Source organism: Microcoleus sp. Pol10D4 (genome assembly GCF_036701555.1).
Lineage (GTDB): Bacteria > Cyanobacteriota > Cyanobacteriia > Cyanobacteriales > Microcoleaceae > Microcoleus.
This window is the reverse complement of the sequence record NZ_JAUBRA010000009.1, coordinates 119557-134790: the sequence shown is the minus strand read 5'-3', so window position 1 is coordinate 134790 and position 15234 is coordinate 119557. Positions and strand designations below refer to the sequence as shown.

Here is a 15234-nt window from a genome sequence, read left to right as displayed (position 1 = left end):
TTCCTTCTTCCCTCTTCCTTCTTCCTTCTTCCCTCTTCCTTCTTCCTTCTTCCCTCTTCCTTCTTCCTTCTTCCTTCCAATTAGTGCTGTGAGAAATCGATCGCACGCAGCGATCGCCCTGGACAATTCATCATCTTCTACCGCCGCAACTCTGCGCCTGTCCCCTAAGCGGCAGTAAGCTTCAACAAAATCAGGCTTCAGAGCTATTGCCCGCTCAAAATAAGGCATGGCTTCAGCAATTTTGCCCAAAACCATCAAAGAAAACCCAGCGTCTGTATAGCCCGAAATATAGTCGGAATTGATCTCGATCGCGCGATCGAAACAAGCAACCGCAGCCGAATGTTCCCCCTGTAATTGCCACGCTTTCCCTAGATTGTAATGAGCCAAAACCATGTCCGGCTCCAACTCAATAGCGGTGAGGTAAGATGCGATCGCCCGATCGGGATTTTTGTCCAGCAAGGCTTGACCCAAATTATTGTGCAGCGTCGCCCAATCCGGCTTAATCTCCATCGCCCGCTGGTAAACCTCGATCGCCTCAGCAGCCCGATCGTCCTTTAGCAAAATCACACCCAAATTGCTGTAAGCTTCCACGTAATCCGGCGCCACGGCGATGGCCTGCCGGTAGGTATCCATTGCCTCTTCGAGCTGACTATTTTCATCTAAAACCACAGCCAGATTGTATAAAGCATCGAGATAATCCGGTTTTTGGGCGATCGCCTTTCGGTAACACTCGATCGCCCCCAACAAATTACCCTGCTTGTGAAAAACATTTCCCAAGTTATAATGAACTTCCGCCCAATCTGGTTTCAAATCCAGAGCTTGTCGGTAGTGAAAAACCGCTTCATCCAGCCACGAATAGTCGTTGTAAAGTTGGCCCAAATAAGCATGAGCCAGAAAAAACTGCGGCGAAATCTCCAAAGCTTGCACAAAAGCGTCTCTTGCCGCCGTCGGATCGCCTTGAGCTTCGAGAATTTCGCCTAAAGTCGTGTAAGCCGAGGGCGAAAACGGTTGAAGTTCGATCGCCTTTTTGCAAAACTCGATCGCCTCAGTTAACTTCCCCCGGTTCAAATAAATTTGGGCTTGCCGGATATATTCTTCAGTGCTCATTGCTAGCCAGCAGTTGCGGTTTCTTTACCGCTTCAGTAAAACTTAGAAATTCTAATTTAAAAACTTTGTATTTATATTTTGCCCGATCGGGCGATCGATTAATTTTATCAATAACTGTCGATCAACTTTTTTGTAACTGCCCCTGCTTTAGTTCCTGCATTGAATATTTCAACCTCACCCCGCTTGTGGCAGAGTGAGGTTGAAATCCTTTAAAACTACCGGCTTTGTGAGAACAGCCCCGAATCTTATCCGGTGCCGCCCCACAACAGCCAGTTGTTTTAGAACAACTCGAAGTTGTTCGAGGTAATTGTCAGGCCAGGCTGCAACTGAGCAATAGTTAGCACTCCGTTGCTGCCGTTGAAGTACAACGCACCGTTTGATGGGTCGTAGACCAACTTGTTCGTCGCGGTTGCTCCTGCGGTGGTTGCGTTGAAACCAGAAATGACGACAAACTCGCTGGCCTCGATGCCGCTACCCAAAGCAGAGAACACACCGCCCTGTTTCAAGCTGATCTTATCTTCGCCTGGGGTAAAGTCAGTGATCGTATCTACGCCGAACTCGCCACCAGCACTCGCGAAGAAGTAGAACGTATCGCTGCCAGCACCGCCGGTCAGGACATCGTCGCCTCTGTCGCCAAAGATACTGTCATTGCCAGCGCCACCATTGACAGTATCGTTGTCTTTACCGCCGTAGAGGAGGTCGTTGCCGTCGCCACCGCTGACAATATCGTTGCCTCGGCCACCAAAGACTGTATCGCTGCCCGATCCGCCGAGTACGGTGTCGTTGCCGTTGTCGCCAGAAACCAAGTCATTGCCATCACCGCCGTCTACGAGGTCATCCCCTTTACCAGCAAAGATCCGGTCGTCGCCTGTGCCACCAGCGACCACATCCGCGCCGCTGCCTGCAAAGATATTATCGTTGCCGTCACCGCCGCCGACAGTGTCATTTCCGCCTCCGGTAATAATCAGGTCGTCGCCACCGCCACCGGCTACGACATCTGCGCCCCCAAAAGTCAGGATAATATCGTTATTTTCGCTGCCGTTCAACCTGTTGGCGCCGTTGATGCCGATAACGGTTGAGCCACCGCCACCACCACCACCTGGTAATGAACTTGCTGGCTGTGTTGGATTAGTTACCTGTGTCATTTACACTCCTCCTAAAAGATCAATCATTTTTCTACAATACACTTTTCCCTCCAAAGGGATTCAATAAATGAAACCGGACATCGGTTGAGACCCTAATTTACCCGGCTGCTATAAGCTGTCATGTAATTTAAATTGTCAGCAGCGAGCCTGGGAGCGCGAGTTGAATCCTGTATTCGTTGAGCAGCAAATCTCGGTTGTTTCCTGCTTTTGACTCTCGACTCCACCACTGCCTCCTCTAACACGAAAATATTCCACTTAAACGTTTGCGAGTTTACCATAATGACCGTCGGTGTGGCTAGTCATTATTAAAACAATAGCCGGAAGATACACAGAGACCATTTTTAATGGGAGTATGCTCTCAAGATTGAGAACTTGCACCGGGTCCTTAGCACTGTCGATCGCCGGAGAGTTCGATCGCCCGCAATGGGGCTGGAACTGAGCTGCGAGTTCTTTTAAGTACACTGTAGTTGACCAGACTTTTGATTTTCGCCAATAGTTCCCCAGGAATCAAAATTTTTTAACTGACTTTGAAAGCAAGCCGGCGCACACTGGAGGCCGTATTTAATCAAAAGTGCGTCCCAACACAGTCCCGGACGGACTTTTGAGTCTCATCACCTTGATGTTTCCAGCCAAATCACTCACGCTCAACGCAGGATTTTGGCTAAAAAACCCAGTTTTTCAACCACAATCCTTCATTTCAACCATGATCCGCATCCACCCGGACAATCAGACAATGCAGCGCTCGTCTTTTGGTGAAGTTGGGATGAACGGTGAGTCGGTAAAGTTGTGACGGTACTGTCACTAGATTTTAGATTTAGTCCAAAGATGAATCTGGGAACTGGGACTAGGATATAAAATTTGGAGATGCTGGCGACTCCTGCCCCAGTTATGGGTTAGCCCAATTGTAGTTATGAATAATTTACCTGTTTATCATGAATGCTGAAGCCGTCAATTTTTTGATGGCATCTATCGAACCCAATGTAAAATTCTTACCTCGATACTCGCCGGATTTATCTCCCATCGAGCTGTAGTGGGCAAAAATCAAAGCAATTTTGCCTTCTGAAGCATATCCACCTTCAAATGTTCTTGATGAAGCGATTACTAAAGCTATTAAGGCTCTTACTGATGAAAATGCTTGGCTATCCTTTCATCACTCTGGTCTCTTTTGAGAAGAAATTAAATAGTTAATTTTTGCGGTACTTTCGATGGCTAATATCTGTGGGTGAAAATATTAAGTTTTTAGCAAAGACTTTTTTACTAATTGTTGTTAACTTCGAGCTGATCATTAACGATTAGCAAATTACCCGAAATTTTGTTCGGCATTCATTCAGAGAAAATCTCTACTATTTATTTCTAGCGGTGTGCTTCAAGTTGCGCTGGTAACGCGTTGGAATTGCTCTGGCTGTCGTACTTGTAGATGTGAACGTGAGAGTCACTCTCGAAAATATAATTGATGGAAGTAGCTCCATAGTATGCCAGCGCTAGCAGCGACAAGAGATGAAGAACTCTATAAATTGGTTTCTCAGATACTTGGTTCATTTTGACTCCTACTTTTTATGCAAATAACGAATTTGGATACCGTGACGGCAGTTTTTTTTAGAAGTTCCCAAACATCTCGCACGTCTAAAAATTTAGCTGGCTCCCGTTATAAACTCCTGATGCCCGATCGCCAAAAATAAGTCGTACTTGAGATTTGAAACAGTTTTTGTTGCCTATTTCATATTGGAGTCTTTGCCTTGAGTTGTCTATCTAACTGCGGTAAGAGTTAGGCCTTTTGGCTGCCAGCGAACTCTACAATTTACTGTTTAGAGCTGCTACGATTTGAATAAAGAGAGCTGGGAAAGGTTACAGAGCAAAGAGCCTAGCTGTTTTTCAACACCTAGCCAGGATTTTCCCACATTCGATTAATGGTAGGTAGCAGCCGGAAGTATAAAAATTCTTAAGTTGGTCAGCGGCAGGCGGAAATATGTCTGAAGTTATATTTTTGCAAACAACAGGCCATGTTACATTACATATTAATTTTGAGCTTGGTTGAGGTGGCAGATAATTTTTGAGTAAAAAAATGTTGTGGTCGCTGTCCGACAGTTTCGGTCTGACAGTTTTGCATGAACAATTTTGACCGAAAGTATCCAGGATACAAGCCCCCGGAATCATCTGTCCCGAAATAAAAAACCTGTATCCGATGAAACTTGCCCCCCGAATTTCTCCGTGGGATCAATGCTTCAATTCTTTAATCTAAAATCTTTAATCTAAAATCGATTGACTGAGCCGCACCATTAATTCACAATGTGACAGAAAATTAGGCATCAGTCGATTGGATACTTCGGCGTGAGACCTTTGGCGAGCGCTGAGTCAATCTCGCTTAGTTGAACGATTTGAGATTTGAGATTTATTTGACAGATGAATCTAAGAGCTTGAACAAAAGCCTAAAATTTTGGGCTACTGGCAACTCCTGCCGGAAAATTGTATCCGTTTTTGGGCGGGTTCAAAAAGCAGAAGGCAGAATTTGATAGCGGTAAAAAAATACTGTTTTAGAATTCAGAATTTTTAGGGGATTCTACCTTCTCGCTGCATTTTTTTTACTATCAAATATGAAACAAGATAAATTACTCGCTGCCAGGAGCGATGCACGCAGAATAATTTAGGACGAGATAAGCGACTTTGTTGAAGCTAGTTGCTTCCACAATTTATTATAATTCTTGCTCGCATTGAGCAGTTTTTACAACAGACTTTTTGCTGGTAATTTGCAAAAGGGATAGGGGCAGAACAACAGGCCAAAACAGAGGCCCGATTATTAAGGCTATCCAAGATATCACGTCTTTTTTAGATGTCGCAGTATCATTCAAAAAACTTTTGAACCAAACAAGAAAAACGATTAAGGCAATCGAAAAGTAGCTAATCATTATCATTTTTTTACCTGCCTGCCTATAGATGGGATAGAAGTATTTATAATTATTGTATCTCAGGCCGTGGCTCGCCGATCGCAACTTTATGCGCTGAGCTGCAAGCTGCAAGTGTCTAAAACCCAAAGTTTCACAGCTATCCAAGTCCATAGCCTGCCAGGTGGAGCGGACGTACTCACCCTGCGCGGCGGTATTGGGAACTCAAAGCCTTGCGTTCATGGCTTTTCGAGGTTTTGTCAAACCTTGAGGCTACTACCCCAATCATAGCTTATGCGATCGAGGTCTTGGGTTTTCTGTGATTTAACTCACGTATACTGGCAGACTTAGGTCACAAACGGAGCCAAGAACGATCACACAGCTTAGCCGACTGCAATCACCCTACTCTTTTGTCAAATGCTCGATATTATAATAGTCGAGTTCAACGAGATTTCATGCAAGCTCTGACTTTAAAATCTGATCGGGCGATCGCTGAACTGTTCTATCAAGTCACCAATTCCGGCAATCTGACTCGCACTCAAAGCCACGGATTGGGCGAACTCTGCCAAAGCGCTCTCAGCGAAGACGCCAGAGATGCAGTCAACCGCCTGCTGCACGCCATCCGCCGGGGATGGGTCAGGATTTCCGATTAGTCCCCTCACACACAAAGTTGAGATGAGTATTTCTACTTTCTCTCCTGTCAAGCTTTGCCAACAATAAGATTGAAGTGAGTAGGTCGCTCCATTAACCCTCTCAAAAAAAAATTGTAGTGCGATCGAAAAGCTCGACCCGGTTTCTTGAAGAAGCCGGGATTTTTGATTTGAAGCAGCCAGTCGATTTTAGATTTTAGATTTTAGATTTTAGATTTTAGATGAACTTCACAGATGAATCTGGGAGCTTGAACTAGAGCCTAAAATTGGGGGGGATGGCCGCTCCTGTCGGAAACTTGTATCGGTTTTTTGGGGCGTTATTAAGTATATCCACGGAACAGAGACCACACCAAGAAACTAGGTAAATGTAGGTAAAAGCGGGTTTCTAAACAGGCTAAATGTTTTACTCTGAATTAAGCCTAGCGCTTTCGCTAGCAGTCATTAGTAATCTCTTAATAGATAAATCTTAATTTATTTGTCACCGTTTCTTAACCAAAAGTAGAGATGTGGGAGTTACCAGAAGCTAGGAATCGGGGCGGGGTTTGTATTTCAAGTAGCAGAGCTATCGAGGAAATATCCGCTCCCCATGTCCCGCTGACACAAATCACTCATCAAGAGCCAATCGATCACATTTACTCCCGTAGTTGAATCACATAAAAATTGGGAAAATCAGTCAATACTGTCAAGAGTGAGTTCAAAAACAAAACACATGATCACCACCCAAACGCTTTTACCTCAATTTACGATTGCAGAGCTAGTCTTTCAGGTATATCACTCCGGTCTGCTGACTCCCACTCACCGACAACAGCTCAAAGCAGCCCTGTTAAATGACTGTCTTACCGAAGAAGATCAAACAGCCATCAACCGCTTGCTCCACGCCGTTCGCCGGGGCTGGCTGAAAGTTGTAGATTAAACTCGGTTCTAAATTTTTTGCCACTACTCTTTAAATGCACTGTCACTTGAAGGCAGAATTAAATCCCCTTAAAAAAATCAGGCATTAGCCTAAATGTAGGGTGCGCCAGAAGCACCCTGCGGTTTTAACTTCTATTTTCTCAGCTTATTTAGTCAGAGATTGTGCCGTCAGGCATCATGGCCTCTCTCAGATTCGCTTCATCCAAATTTGTCCCGCGCAAAGAAGCTTGATGCAAGTTTGCTCCCCGGAGATTTGCTCCCTTAAGGGAAACTCCGCTCAAATCTGCTTGATGGAGATTTGCACAGCTCAAGTTAGCTCCGCTCAAATCGGCTCCCTTCAAATCAGCTTTTTCCAGATTTGCTTCCGTCAAATTAGCCCAACTCAGATTTGCTTGAGTTAGGTTAGCACGGCTGAGGTCAGCTTGTGTTAAGTTCGCATCCGTTAAATTTGCTTTGCTCAGGTTGATTCCGCAAAGCTTTACTTCTGTCAAGTTTGCACCTTGGAAGTTAGCGTTAACTGCATAAACTTGAATCAAAATTGCCCCCTGAAGATTTGCATCTCTCATGTCTGCACCCCTGAGACTCGCCCCCGTTAAATCGGCTCCACTGAAGACGACACTCCGCAAGATGGCGCCGCTCAAGTTCGCTCCCACCGCCTCGCATTCGCCAAAATTAGCGGACATGAGGTTGCCTTGGGAGAGGTTGGCTTGACTGATATCTGCTTGATACAGATTAGCTCTGTAGAGGGTGAGACCGATCGAATTTGCACCTTTTAAATTAGCGTGACTCAGGTCAATATCGCGCAAATTTGTCCTTGACATATGGACACCGCTCAGGTCTACTTTGTGAAAAACCCGTTCTCCGGCTGCATACCGTCTGAGAAGTTCATCTGCATCCATGTCATTTTCCCCAAAATAATTAATAATACCTTTGATATTTCCATAATATTAGGCATGAGCGACCTTTACATTTCTTGGGCTGATTACCATCGGAAAATTGAGGATTTGGCTGTAAAAATTGAGGAATCTCAGTGGAAATTCGATCGAATTGTCTGTCTGGCGAGAGGAGGGCTGCGGGTTGGAGATACTCTGTCACGGATTTTCGACAAACCTCTGGCAGTTTTAGCGGCCTCGTCCTATGGTGGGGCCGAGGGAAATGTCCGGGGTGCGATCGAGTTTGCCCGCGATTTGACAATGGTGGGCGATAATTTGGGCAGCCGCATTCTCCTGGTTGACGATTTGGTGGATTCGGGAATTAGTTTAGAACAAGGTATCGCTTGGCTGAAGAGTCGCTACGGCGAGGATATTCAGGAAATTCGGACTGCTGTAATCTGGTACAAGGCTTGTTCTGTTGCAAAGCCGGATTATTATGTAGATTATTTGGCTGACAATCCTTGGATTCACCAACCTTTTGAAATGTACGAAAAGATGAGTGCGGCTGATTTGGCTGCGAAAGTTGGGAGTTAGTCTATAAAAAACTAAAGTCTGGTCAATTTTTTATAGTGTTCTCCCGATCTTTTGCACTTTTTGGCATAGTCCGCCAGGGGTTAAAAACCCCTGTCTCATAGCTAAAGTCCTCGGAAAGAGGACTGGATATTTATCAAGGTTGGGCAGTCGGTTTCAACCAACTTTAGCTATGAGACGAGGAATTAATTCCCCGGCGGGCTTGTGATTAAGTGCAAGTCTGCTGATACAATTAGCGAACAGAAAGAATACGATCGCCCAATTCCATACTATCTGCCAAAACTTCCTGCCGCGCCCACCTATCCGCCGCCAAAATATCGTCTAAAGCAGGGCTTTCACAGTTATCGGCTTGATGTTTGTCGCACGCCTTTTCAATCAACTTTGGAATATCCAAAAACTGAATCTTCTCCTGCAAAAATAGCGCTACTGCCTGTTCGTTTGCCGCATTCAGCACTGCAGGCATCGAACCGCCCGCACGTCCCGCCGCATAAGCCAACTGCATACAAGGATACTTTTCGTGGTCGGGTTCTCGGAAAGTCAAATCCCCAGCTTTTACCAAATCCAGCCGTTCCCAATCTGTATGAATTCGATCCGGCCAAGACAAAGCGTAAAGCAGCGGCAATCGCATATCCGGCCATCCCAATTGCGCCAAAACCGATGTATCTTGTAGCTCAATTAATGAGTGGATTATGCTCTGAGGATGGATGACAATATCAATGTCGTCATAATCCATCCCGAACAAGTAATGAGCCTCAATTACTTCTAATCCTTTATTCATCAAAGTAGCAGAATCGATCGTGATTTTCTGCCCCATCGACCAATTTGGATGTTTTAAAGCATCGGCAACTGTTACTCCTGCTAATTTGTCGATCGGCAAATCTCGAAAAGACCCGCCCGAAGCAGTGAGAATAATTCGTCGCAACCCGCCAACCATAACACCTTGCAGGCACTGAAAAATTGCTGAATGTTCCGAGTCAGCGGGCAATATTTTAACGCCATATTTTTCGATTAAGGGGTTGACAACCGGGCCCCCTGCGATTAATGTTTCTTTATTGGCTAAGGCGATATCTTTGCCTGCTTTGATAGCTGCAATTGTTGGCAGCAAACCGGCACAGCCAACTATGCCCGTGACGACGGCTTGAGCGTCACCGTATTGGGCAACTTCGACAACGCCTGACTCGCCAGCAAGTAAAATAGGTTGAGGGTCGATATCTGCGATCGCCTCCTTCAATTCCTGTAATTTATCTTCGTCGCAAACCGCGACAATTTCCGGTCTAAACTGGCGAATTTGCTGGGCCAGCAACGTTACATTTCGTCCGGCGGTTAACCCGACAATCCGAAATTGATCGGGGTATTGAGCTACAATATCCAGAGTCTGAGTGCCGATGGAGCCTGTGGAGCCGAGAAGAGTTATTGCTTTCACAATTTTTTAATGTTTTGTGGATTATTCTAATATTACGATTGCGGGGATAAAAATTAGTGGTTAACTATTGCGTGGAAAGCACATTCGATGGAATCATATTTTGAGTGACCACCTAGTGCCAGATTTCATGCAGAATAGGGAAAATTTTGCTGATGACCGTGAGGACATCAGTGTCTCGATCGCCGAAAATAGAGAGGAAGGTCGATCGCAGCTACCGTCGAGTTTGGTTTGGGCGATCGCTACTGCTGCGGCAATTTTCTTTTTGTGTAGCAGTTTACGGCACGCTTTATTCCAATCAACTGCTTTCGATTTGGGAATTTTTGACCAAGCAATTTACTTAATCAGCCAAAATCAAACGCCTTTTTCTTCTTTAATGGGGATTCATATTTTGGGCGATCACGCAGCGGTAATCTATTATCCACTAGCTTGGCTGTACAAAATTTACCCGGATGTGCATTGGTTGCTGTTGGTACAAGCAGTTGCTTTATCCCTGGGCGCTTGGCCTACGTGGAGTTTAGCGCGTTTTGCAGGTTTAAATCAAGAACAATCCCGTGCGATCGCATTGATTTATTTGCTCTATCCGGTGGTATTTAACATCAATTTATTTGATTTTCACCCGGAAGTAATCGCTTTACCCGCACTTTTGGCCGCAATTTTGGCGGCGCGTTTAAATAAAATTGTGTGGTTTTGTACCGCTATTCTGTTAGTTCTCAGTTGCAAAGCGGTTTTGTCTATAACCGTTGCTGCCATGGGTTTCTGGCTGTTTTTTTGCGAAAAAAAGCAACGGTACGGGGCGATCGCACTTTTGCTGGGTGCAGCTTGGTTTTTGATAGCTTCCCAGAAAATCATCCCCTTCTTTAGCGGCAGCGAAGTCGCTGGAGTCGGGCGCTACAGCTATTTAGGCAAATCCGTACTAGAAATTATCATCAATCTCATATTAAAACCACAGTTAGTATTAGGAAAAATTCTTTCATTCGATACATTCAAATATTTATTTCTCCTCGCCTTACCTGTGATTTGGCTGCTATTGCCATTTTCGGGAAAACTACGCCTACAATATTTAACAGCGCTAATTCCTGCCATCCCTACCCTGCTGATCAATATCCTCTCTGACTTGTCATTTCAACGCAGCTTAGCCTATCAGTATTCAGTCCCTGTAATTCCATTTTTATTTTTAGCAGTAATCTCGAAGGAAGAAACAAGGAACAGGGAAGAAATAAAAGGCAACAAGGAAGAGGAAAAAGCAAATAAGCAACATTTTTTAACATGGGTCAATCTGCCACAAGTTAAAAACTTCCGAATTCCTCAACTTTGGCAGGGAATTCAATTACCGAGGATCATGATAATTTGGTCATTACTAATTTTCCTATGTGTGGGCGAATATAAAGATTTTTATTTGTACCTAAATAGACTAGATACCTGGCAAGCTACACGCGAAGCAGTCGCACAAGTTCAACCTCAAAGCAGTATTTTAACCGATAATAGACTTGCCCCTCACTTTGCCCATCGCCCAATAGTAAAATTGCTTTCACAAATTTCGCCCCAAACAAATTTAGCTGAATTTCAATACATATTATTAAACCTACGCCATCCCTGGCCTGATACTGAAAAACTTGGTGATACCTTAGCAACTCAACTTAAAAAATCTCCAGATTTTCACTTAAATTATCAAAAAAACCAAGTTCTGCTATTTAAACGAATCGCTGATTAAACCAATAAAATGCTAACTTTAAAATCCCTAAAATCTCATCCAGTATTTTTAATGATTGTTGTGACAACGATAGTCTTATTTACCGCCAGCAGCGCGCGGCACGCTTTGTTTCAGTCAACTGTATTCGACTTAGCAATTTTTGATCAAGCAATTTATTTAATCTCCCAAAATCAAACGCCATTTTCCTCTTTGCTCGCCATAAATATTTTGGGCGATCACGCCTCTTTTATTTTCTATCCCCTAGCTTTACTTTACAAAATATATCCCGATGTTCACTGGCTTTTTTTAGTGCAAGCTGTTTCCCTCGCTTTAGGTGCTTGGCCGAGTTGGAGTTTGGCACGTCAAGCCGGGTTAAATAATAGTATATCTTGGGCGATCGCCTGTATTTACCTCCTGTATCCATTAGTATTTAATGTCAATCTCTTCGACTTCCACCCAGAAGTAATTGCTTTACCAGCACTGCTAGCAGCAGTCTTAGCCGCGAGGCTGAATAAAACATTGTGGTTTTGTGCTGCTATTGTATTAGTTTTGAGCTGCAAAGCCGTGCTATCTTTAACTGTGGCTGCGATGGGTTTGTGGTTGTTGTGTTTTGACAAAAAACGCACCTGTGGGCTCATAGCTCTATTTCTAGGCGCGGGTTGGTTCCTGGTAGCTACTCAGGCAGTTATACCGTATTTTAATCAGGGAAGAGCACCTGCGGGAATCTGGCGATATCAATATTTGGGAAACTCGGTTTTTGAAATTGCTATTAATTTAATAGTGAAACCAAATCTAGTTTTAGAGCGTTTGTTTTCTCTAGAGACTTTTGGATACTTAGCGTTATTGCTATTACCTGTAATTTGGTGGCTGTCCCCGCGTCATCTGTCATCTTTAATTAGTGCTGTGCCGATTTTGGCGCTAAATATTCTTTCCTATAGCCCCGCTCAGCGGGATTTAATTCATCAATATTCGGTGCCCATATTGCCGTTTTTGTTGGTTGCAGTAATTTCCAGTTTAGCAGCTAGCAATCAGCAAAAGGGAAAGACAATATTTGATAGATTGCCAATTCCTAATTATCCATTGCCTAGAGTCATTGTAATTTGGTCGTTGATTGCTTTTTTAGCTTTAGCGAAATACGGCTATTTTTGGACTATTTATTTAAATGGACTCGACACTTTGCCAGCTACCAAAGAGGCAATTTCTCTTGTTAAAACCAAAGGCAGTGTTTTAACAACTGCTCAGATTGCTCCGCACTTAGCGCACCGCCCTGTAGTAAAATTTACTGAGGCTCACGCCCCGCCTGCAAATCTCGCAGAATTTGATTATGTATTGCTGAACCTCAGATATCCTGGCTGGATGAGCGATCGAGCTTTTGTTAATAACTTAGTAACTCAACTAAAAAACACCCCTCAATTTCAACTAACATATCAGAGAGACGACATATATCTATTTACTAAGAGTCATTAGTCAACAGTCAACAGTCAACAGTCAACAGTCAACAGTCAACAGTCAACAGTCAACAGTCAACAGTCAACAAATTCGTGCTAATCCTCCACTTTCAAAGCCCTTCTTGCCAACTTCACGTAAGTTTTCACAGTTTCATAAGGCATTTCCAAATCACCAGCAATATCAAACAAAGATTCCCCCAATTCCCGGCGCGCCAAAATCGTCGCCCAAGTTTCAGCAATCTCAGCAGCGCGACTTCCGCCTGTACGCTTTCTCAGTGCCATAAACTTCTGTGTCAATTCATCTATTCGCGCCGCCAATACGCTTTGTATCGATACTTCAGGTAGCGCTTCTGTCAACCATTGTGATCGCGTTTGTCCCAATCCAAAAGTTGTTTTGTGGCCAGTGCCGCAATAAGGGGCTAACCGCCCCAAAGCATAAAATAATTGTACAAAATCAGGGCGATTGTGAGCCGATCGCCCTAGCCCAAATTCCACAGCCCCAGTGAATCCCGTTACCATGCCTTTTTTGCCCGCCGCTACCTTTTGCGACTCCAATTTGTGGCGGCTAATAATTGCATTTTCATCAATCCAATTCAAAAATTCTGCTTGGTCAAAATTTACCCCCGAAAAGTTATTCCAGCGGCGCAAATAGCTGTGAAAAACATTTTCGGGAACTGGCAAAGGGAAGTGATGCCCTTTGCTACGAAAGCTTGTAGGAGTCACAAAACTAAGTTTGATGGTGGGCGAAAATGGGAGTTCTGCTGTTAATAATTGCTGGTAAGTTGTGGGTTCAAAAGCAATATCCCAAGAGCGAATTAGTAGGGGAGAATTTCGCAAATCTATCTGTTCGGGCAAATTTTGCAGCCACTGACTCAGCCACTGCACTACTGGCTTTGAAAATCCTGTTACGTACCAGCGATAAATTAGATCGCCCAAAAGCTGAAATTCTTTGCCACCGGGAAGCAAATCACCTTCCAATCCCGAAATAGTAAAGGCTTTTTCGGACTGTTCATCGTGCAAAAGTTGCGATAAATCCGGGTCAGTTTGGTGTACTTGACCTAAAAACCAAGCGTGCAAACCTATAGCATACTGCGCGTACAGATAGCTAGCAGCGCCGGGAGTCAATTCAAACACTAATCCGACTAACTCGGTGTCATCCGGCCAAATCAGCCCAGACGGAAGAGATTTTCGATCGCCGGTGCCGGTGCGCTTCGGGGAAGTTGCCATCAGATGCCACTAACAGGGACAGGGCTGTGCTATCTTATCAGATTTTTATCCCCTTTGGGGGATAATTGTTGAGGGTCCTCAATCGCCCAAATCTTTTGGCTGCTTCAAAAACCGGGTCTGCAGCCAGTTTCCCGCACCTTCCGCGATAGACAAAAACCACTAAAAAACCAACAACCTAAAACTCAATCTTTGTCAAGGTTTTCCTCCTTGTAAGTAAACAGAAACATACAAGTGTTTAAAACCCCATTCTGCGCTACAATTGTTAAAAGCTCGTAGCATCCTCAACTCCGATCCTAAACTATGAACACAACAGAGAACACAACAGAAAAATCTAAACTCTCCAACGAAAAAACTTTGGAGGCGATGAAGAATTTCTCCGAAACCTACGCCAAGCGCACGGGAACTTACTTTTGTTCCGAGCCTTCCGTCACTGCTGTGGTGATAGAAGGACTAGCCAAACACAAGGATGAACTAGGTGCTCCCTTATGTCCTTGTCGGCATTACGAAGATAAAGAAGCCGAAGTAAAAGCCGCCTACTGGAACTGTCCCTGCATTCCCATGCGCGAGCGCAAAGAGTGTCACTGTATGTTATTTCTGACGCCAGATAACGATTTCGCTGGAACTAATCAGGAAATAGGAATGGATCAGATTCAAGCTGTCAGAGATACTATGTAATCGGTTAAGCAGGCGGTCGTGAAAGGGCAGTAGTTTTGAAAACAGGTCGTTATTTTTCCTATTTTTAAGGCTTAGCTATTTAAAAAAATCGATCGCCGCCTACTCAAACACACATCCGCCATCGAAAATCCCCAATCTCCAATCGAATGACAGAGGAAATCCCGCTCGACTTTTGGCAAGGTATCGAACAGTTTAACAGCCAAGAATTTTACGCTTGTCACGATACTTTAGAGGCTTTGTGGATGGAAGCCGGTGAGCCGGAAAAAAGGTTTTATCAGGGAATATTGCAAATTGCGGTCGCGCTTTATCACTTAGGAAATCAAAACTGGCGTGGTGCAGTAATCTTGCTGGGAGAAGGAATAAATCGGCTCAGTTATTATCAGCCGAGTTATGCCGGAATAGCTGTTGAAGACTTGCTCGGACAAAGTGCTAAACTTTTGAGCGCTTTGCAACAAGCTGGCCCGCAAGAAGTAGCTAAATTTCAACCGTTGTTCGCAGGTACAGAAGTTGCAGGATTGCAATTGCCGCGAATTATCAACTTACCAAAAAGTTAAATAAATGTTTGTATTAGGGTTTGCAGCCGACTTAGCCTCTACACCGAGGAGGGCTTTCTTG

Annotated in this window: 14 protein-coding genes; 7 read left to right on the top strand and 7 right to left on the bottom strand. The window is 44.4% G+C overall.

Translation table 11 applies throughout. The features are described 5' to 3' along the window. The 4 genes from QUA36_RS07740 to QUA36_RS07725 all read right to left on the bottom strand — a co-directional run. Window positions 1-1107 (bottom strand): tetratricopeptide repeat protein (locus tag QUA36_RS07740; protein WP_333456547.1); only part of this gene is annotated, 1107 nt, incomplete at its 3' end. A gap of 278 nt (window positions 1108-1385) precedes the next feature. Continuing rightward, the gene (locus tag QUA36_RS07735) at window positions 1386-2252 is read right to left on the bottom strand and encodes a calcium-binding protein (RefSeq protein WP_333456545.1); all 867 of its coding nucleotides are present in this window, start codon (window positions 2250-2252) and stop codon (window positions 1386-1388) included. A gap of 255 nt (window positions 2253-2507) precedes the next feature. Then, a complete protein-coding gene (locus QUA36_RS07730; RefSeq protein WP_333456543.1) occupies window positions 2508-2714 on the bottom strand; it encodes a hypothetical protein in 207 nt (68 codons plus the stop codon). 891 nt (window positions 2715-3605) lie between these two features. Then, on the bottom strand, window positions 3606-3791 hold the full coding sequence (locus QUA36_RS07725) for a hypothetical protein (RefSeq protein ID WP_333456541.1): 186 nt from the start codon (window positions 3789-3791) through the stop codon (window positions 3606-3608). 1795 nt (window positions 3792-5586) lie between these two features. On the opposite strand from QUA36_RS07725, the gene QUA36_RS07720 reads away from it, so the two are divergent. Both QUA36_RS07720 and QUA36_RS07715 read left to right on the top strand, forming a co-directional pair. Continuing rightward, window positions 5587-5784: a hypothetical protein gene (locus QUA36_RS07720; protein ID WP_333157976.1), complete on the top strand. Its 198-nt coding sequence runs from the start codon at window positions 5587-5589 to the stop codon at window positions 5782-5784. Between the two features lie 706 nt (window positions 5785-6490). Continuing rightward, the gene (locus tag QUA36_RS07715) at window positions 6491-6694 is read left to right on the top strand and encodes a hypothetical protein (RefSeq protein ID WP_333157977.1); all 204 of its coding nucleotides are present in this window, start codon (window positions 6491-6493) and stop codon (window positions 6692-6694) included. Window positions 6695-6842: 148 nt separating this feature from the next. Here QUA36_RS07715 and QUA36_RS07710 read toward each other — a convergent pair whose 3' ends face one another. Beyond that, on the bottom strand, window positions 6843-7592 hold the full coding sequence (locus QUA36_RS07710; RefSeq protein ID WP_333157978.1) for a pentapeptide repeat-containing protein: 750 nt from the start codon (window positions 7590-7592) through the stop codon (window positions 6843-6845). A gap of 54 nt (window positions 7593-7646) precedes the next feature. On the opposite strand from QUA36_RS07710, the gene QUA36_RS07705 reads away from it, so the two are divergent. Then, window positions 7647-8159 (top strand): phosphoribosyltransferase family protein, encoded by a 513-nt coding sequence (locus QUA36_RS07705; protein ID WP_333456539.1) that lies wholly within the window; start codon window positions 7647-7649, stop codon window positions 8157-8159. 229 nt (window positions 8160-8388) lie between these two features. Here the strand turns inward: QUA36_RS07705 and dxr are convergent, their stop codons facing one another. Continuing rightward, the gene (gene dxr / locus QUA36_RS07700) at window positions 8389-9579 is read right to left on the bottom strand and encodes a 1-deoxy-D-xylulose-5-phosphate reductoisomerase (protein ID WP_333456536.1); all 1191 of its coding nucleotides are present in this window, start codon (window positions 9577-9579) and stop codon (window positions 8389-8391) included. Window positions 9580-9706: 127 nt separating this feature from the next. On the opposite strand from dxr, the gene QUA36_RS07695 reads away from it, so the two are divergent. Both QUA36_RS07695 and QUA36_RS07690 read left to right on the top strand, forming a co-directional pair. After that, window positions 9707-11290 (top strand): DUF2079 domain-containing protein, encoded by a 1584-nt coding sequence (locus QUA36_RS07695; RefSeq protein WP_333456534.1) that lies wholly within the window; start codon window positions 9707-9709, stop codon window positions 11288-11290. A 9-nt stretch (window positions 11291-11299) separates the two neighbouring features. Further along, entirely contained in the window at window positions 11300-12736 is a 1437-nt protein-coding gene (locus tag QUA36_RS07690) for a DUF2079 domain-containing protein (protein WP_333456532.1), read from the top strand. A gap of 77 nt (window positions 12737-12813) precedes the next feature. On the opposite strand, the gene cas6 is transcribed toward QUA36_RS07690, so the two are convergent. Next, window positions 12814-13944 carry a CRISPR-associated endoribonuclease Cas6 gene (cas6, locus tag QUA36_RS07685; RefSeq protein WP_333456530.1) on the bottom strand — a complete coding sequence of 377 codons (1131 nt, stop codon included), beginning with the start codon at window positions 13942-13944 and terminating at the stop codon, window positions 12814-12816. A gap of 300 nt (window positions 13945-14244) precedes the next feature. Here cas6 and QUA36_RS07680 point away from each other — a divergent pair, with 300 nt between their 5' ends. Together QUA36_RS07680 and QUA36_RS07675 are read left to right on the top strand one after the other, a co-directional pair. Further along, on the top strand, window positions 14245-14619 hold the full coding sequence (locus QUA36_RS07680; RefSeq protein ID WP_333129403.1) for a ferredoxin-thioredoxin reductase catalytic domain-containing protein: 375 nt from the start codon (window positions 14245-14247) through the stop codon (window positions 14617-14619). Between the two features lie 146 nt (window positions 14620-14765). Next, window positions 14766-15173, top strand: coding sequence for a DUF309 domain-containing protein (locus tag QUA36_RS07675; protein WP_333456528.1), 408 nt, complete (start codon window positions 14766-14768; stop codon window positions 15171-15173). The last annotated feature ends 61 nt before the right edge of the window (window positions 15174-15234 follow it).

Coding starts and splice junctions, on each gene's coding strand:
- QUA36_RS07715 (WP_333157977.1), top strand. CDS start 6,491: ATGATCACCACCCAAACGCTTTTACCTCAATTTACGATTGCAGAGCTA.
- QUA36_RS07705 (WP_333456539.1), top strand. CDS start 7,647: ATGAGCGACCTTTACATTTCTTGGGCTGATTACCATCGGAAAATTGAG.
- QUA36_RS07720 (WP_333157976.1), top strand. CDS start 5,587: ATGCAAGCTCTGACTTTAAAATCTGATCGGGCGATCGCTGAACTGTTC.
- QUA36_RS07695 (WP_333456534.1), top strand. CDS start 9,707: ATGCAGAATAGGGAAAATTTTGCTGATGACCGTGAGGACATCAGTGTC.
- QUA36_RS07725 (WP_333456541.1), bottom strand. CDS start 3,791: ATGAACCAAGTATCTGAGAAACCAATTTATAGAGTTCTTCATCTCTTG.
- QUA36_RS07735 (WP_333456545.1), bottom strand. CDS start 2,252: ATGACACAGGTAACTAATCCAACACAGCCAGCAAGTTCATTACCAGGT.
- QUA36_RS07690 (WP_333456532.1), top strand. CDS start 11,300: ATGCTAACTTTAAAATCCCTAAAATCTCATCCAGTATTTTTAATGATT.
- QUA36_RS07680 (WP_333129403.1), top strand. CDS start 14,245: ATGAACACAACAGAGAACACAACAGAAAAATCTAAACTCTCCAACGAA.
- QUA36_RS07710 (WP_333157978.1), bottom strand. CDS start 7,592: ATGGATGCAGATGAACTTCTCAGACGGTATGCAGCCGGAGAACGGGTT.
- cas6 (WP_333456530.1), bottom strand. CDS start 13,944: ATGGCAACTTCCCCGAAGCGCACCGGCACCGGCGATCGAAAATCTCTT.
- QUA36_RS07675 (WP_333456528.1), top strand. CDS start 14,766: ATGACAGAGGAAATCCCGCTCGACTTTTGGCAAGGTATCGAACAGTTT.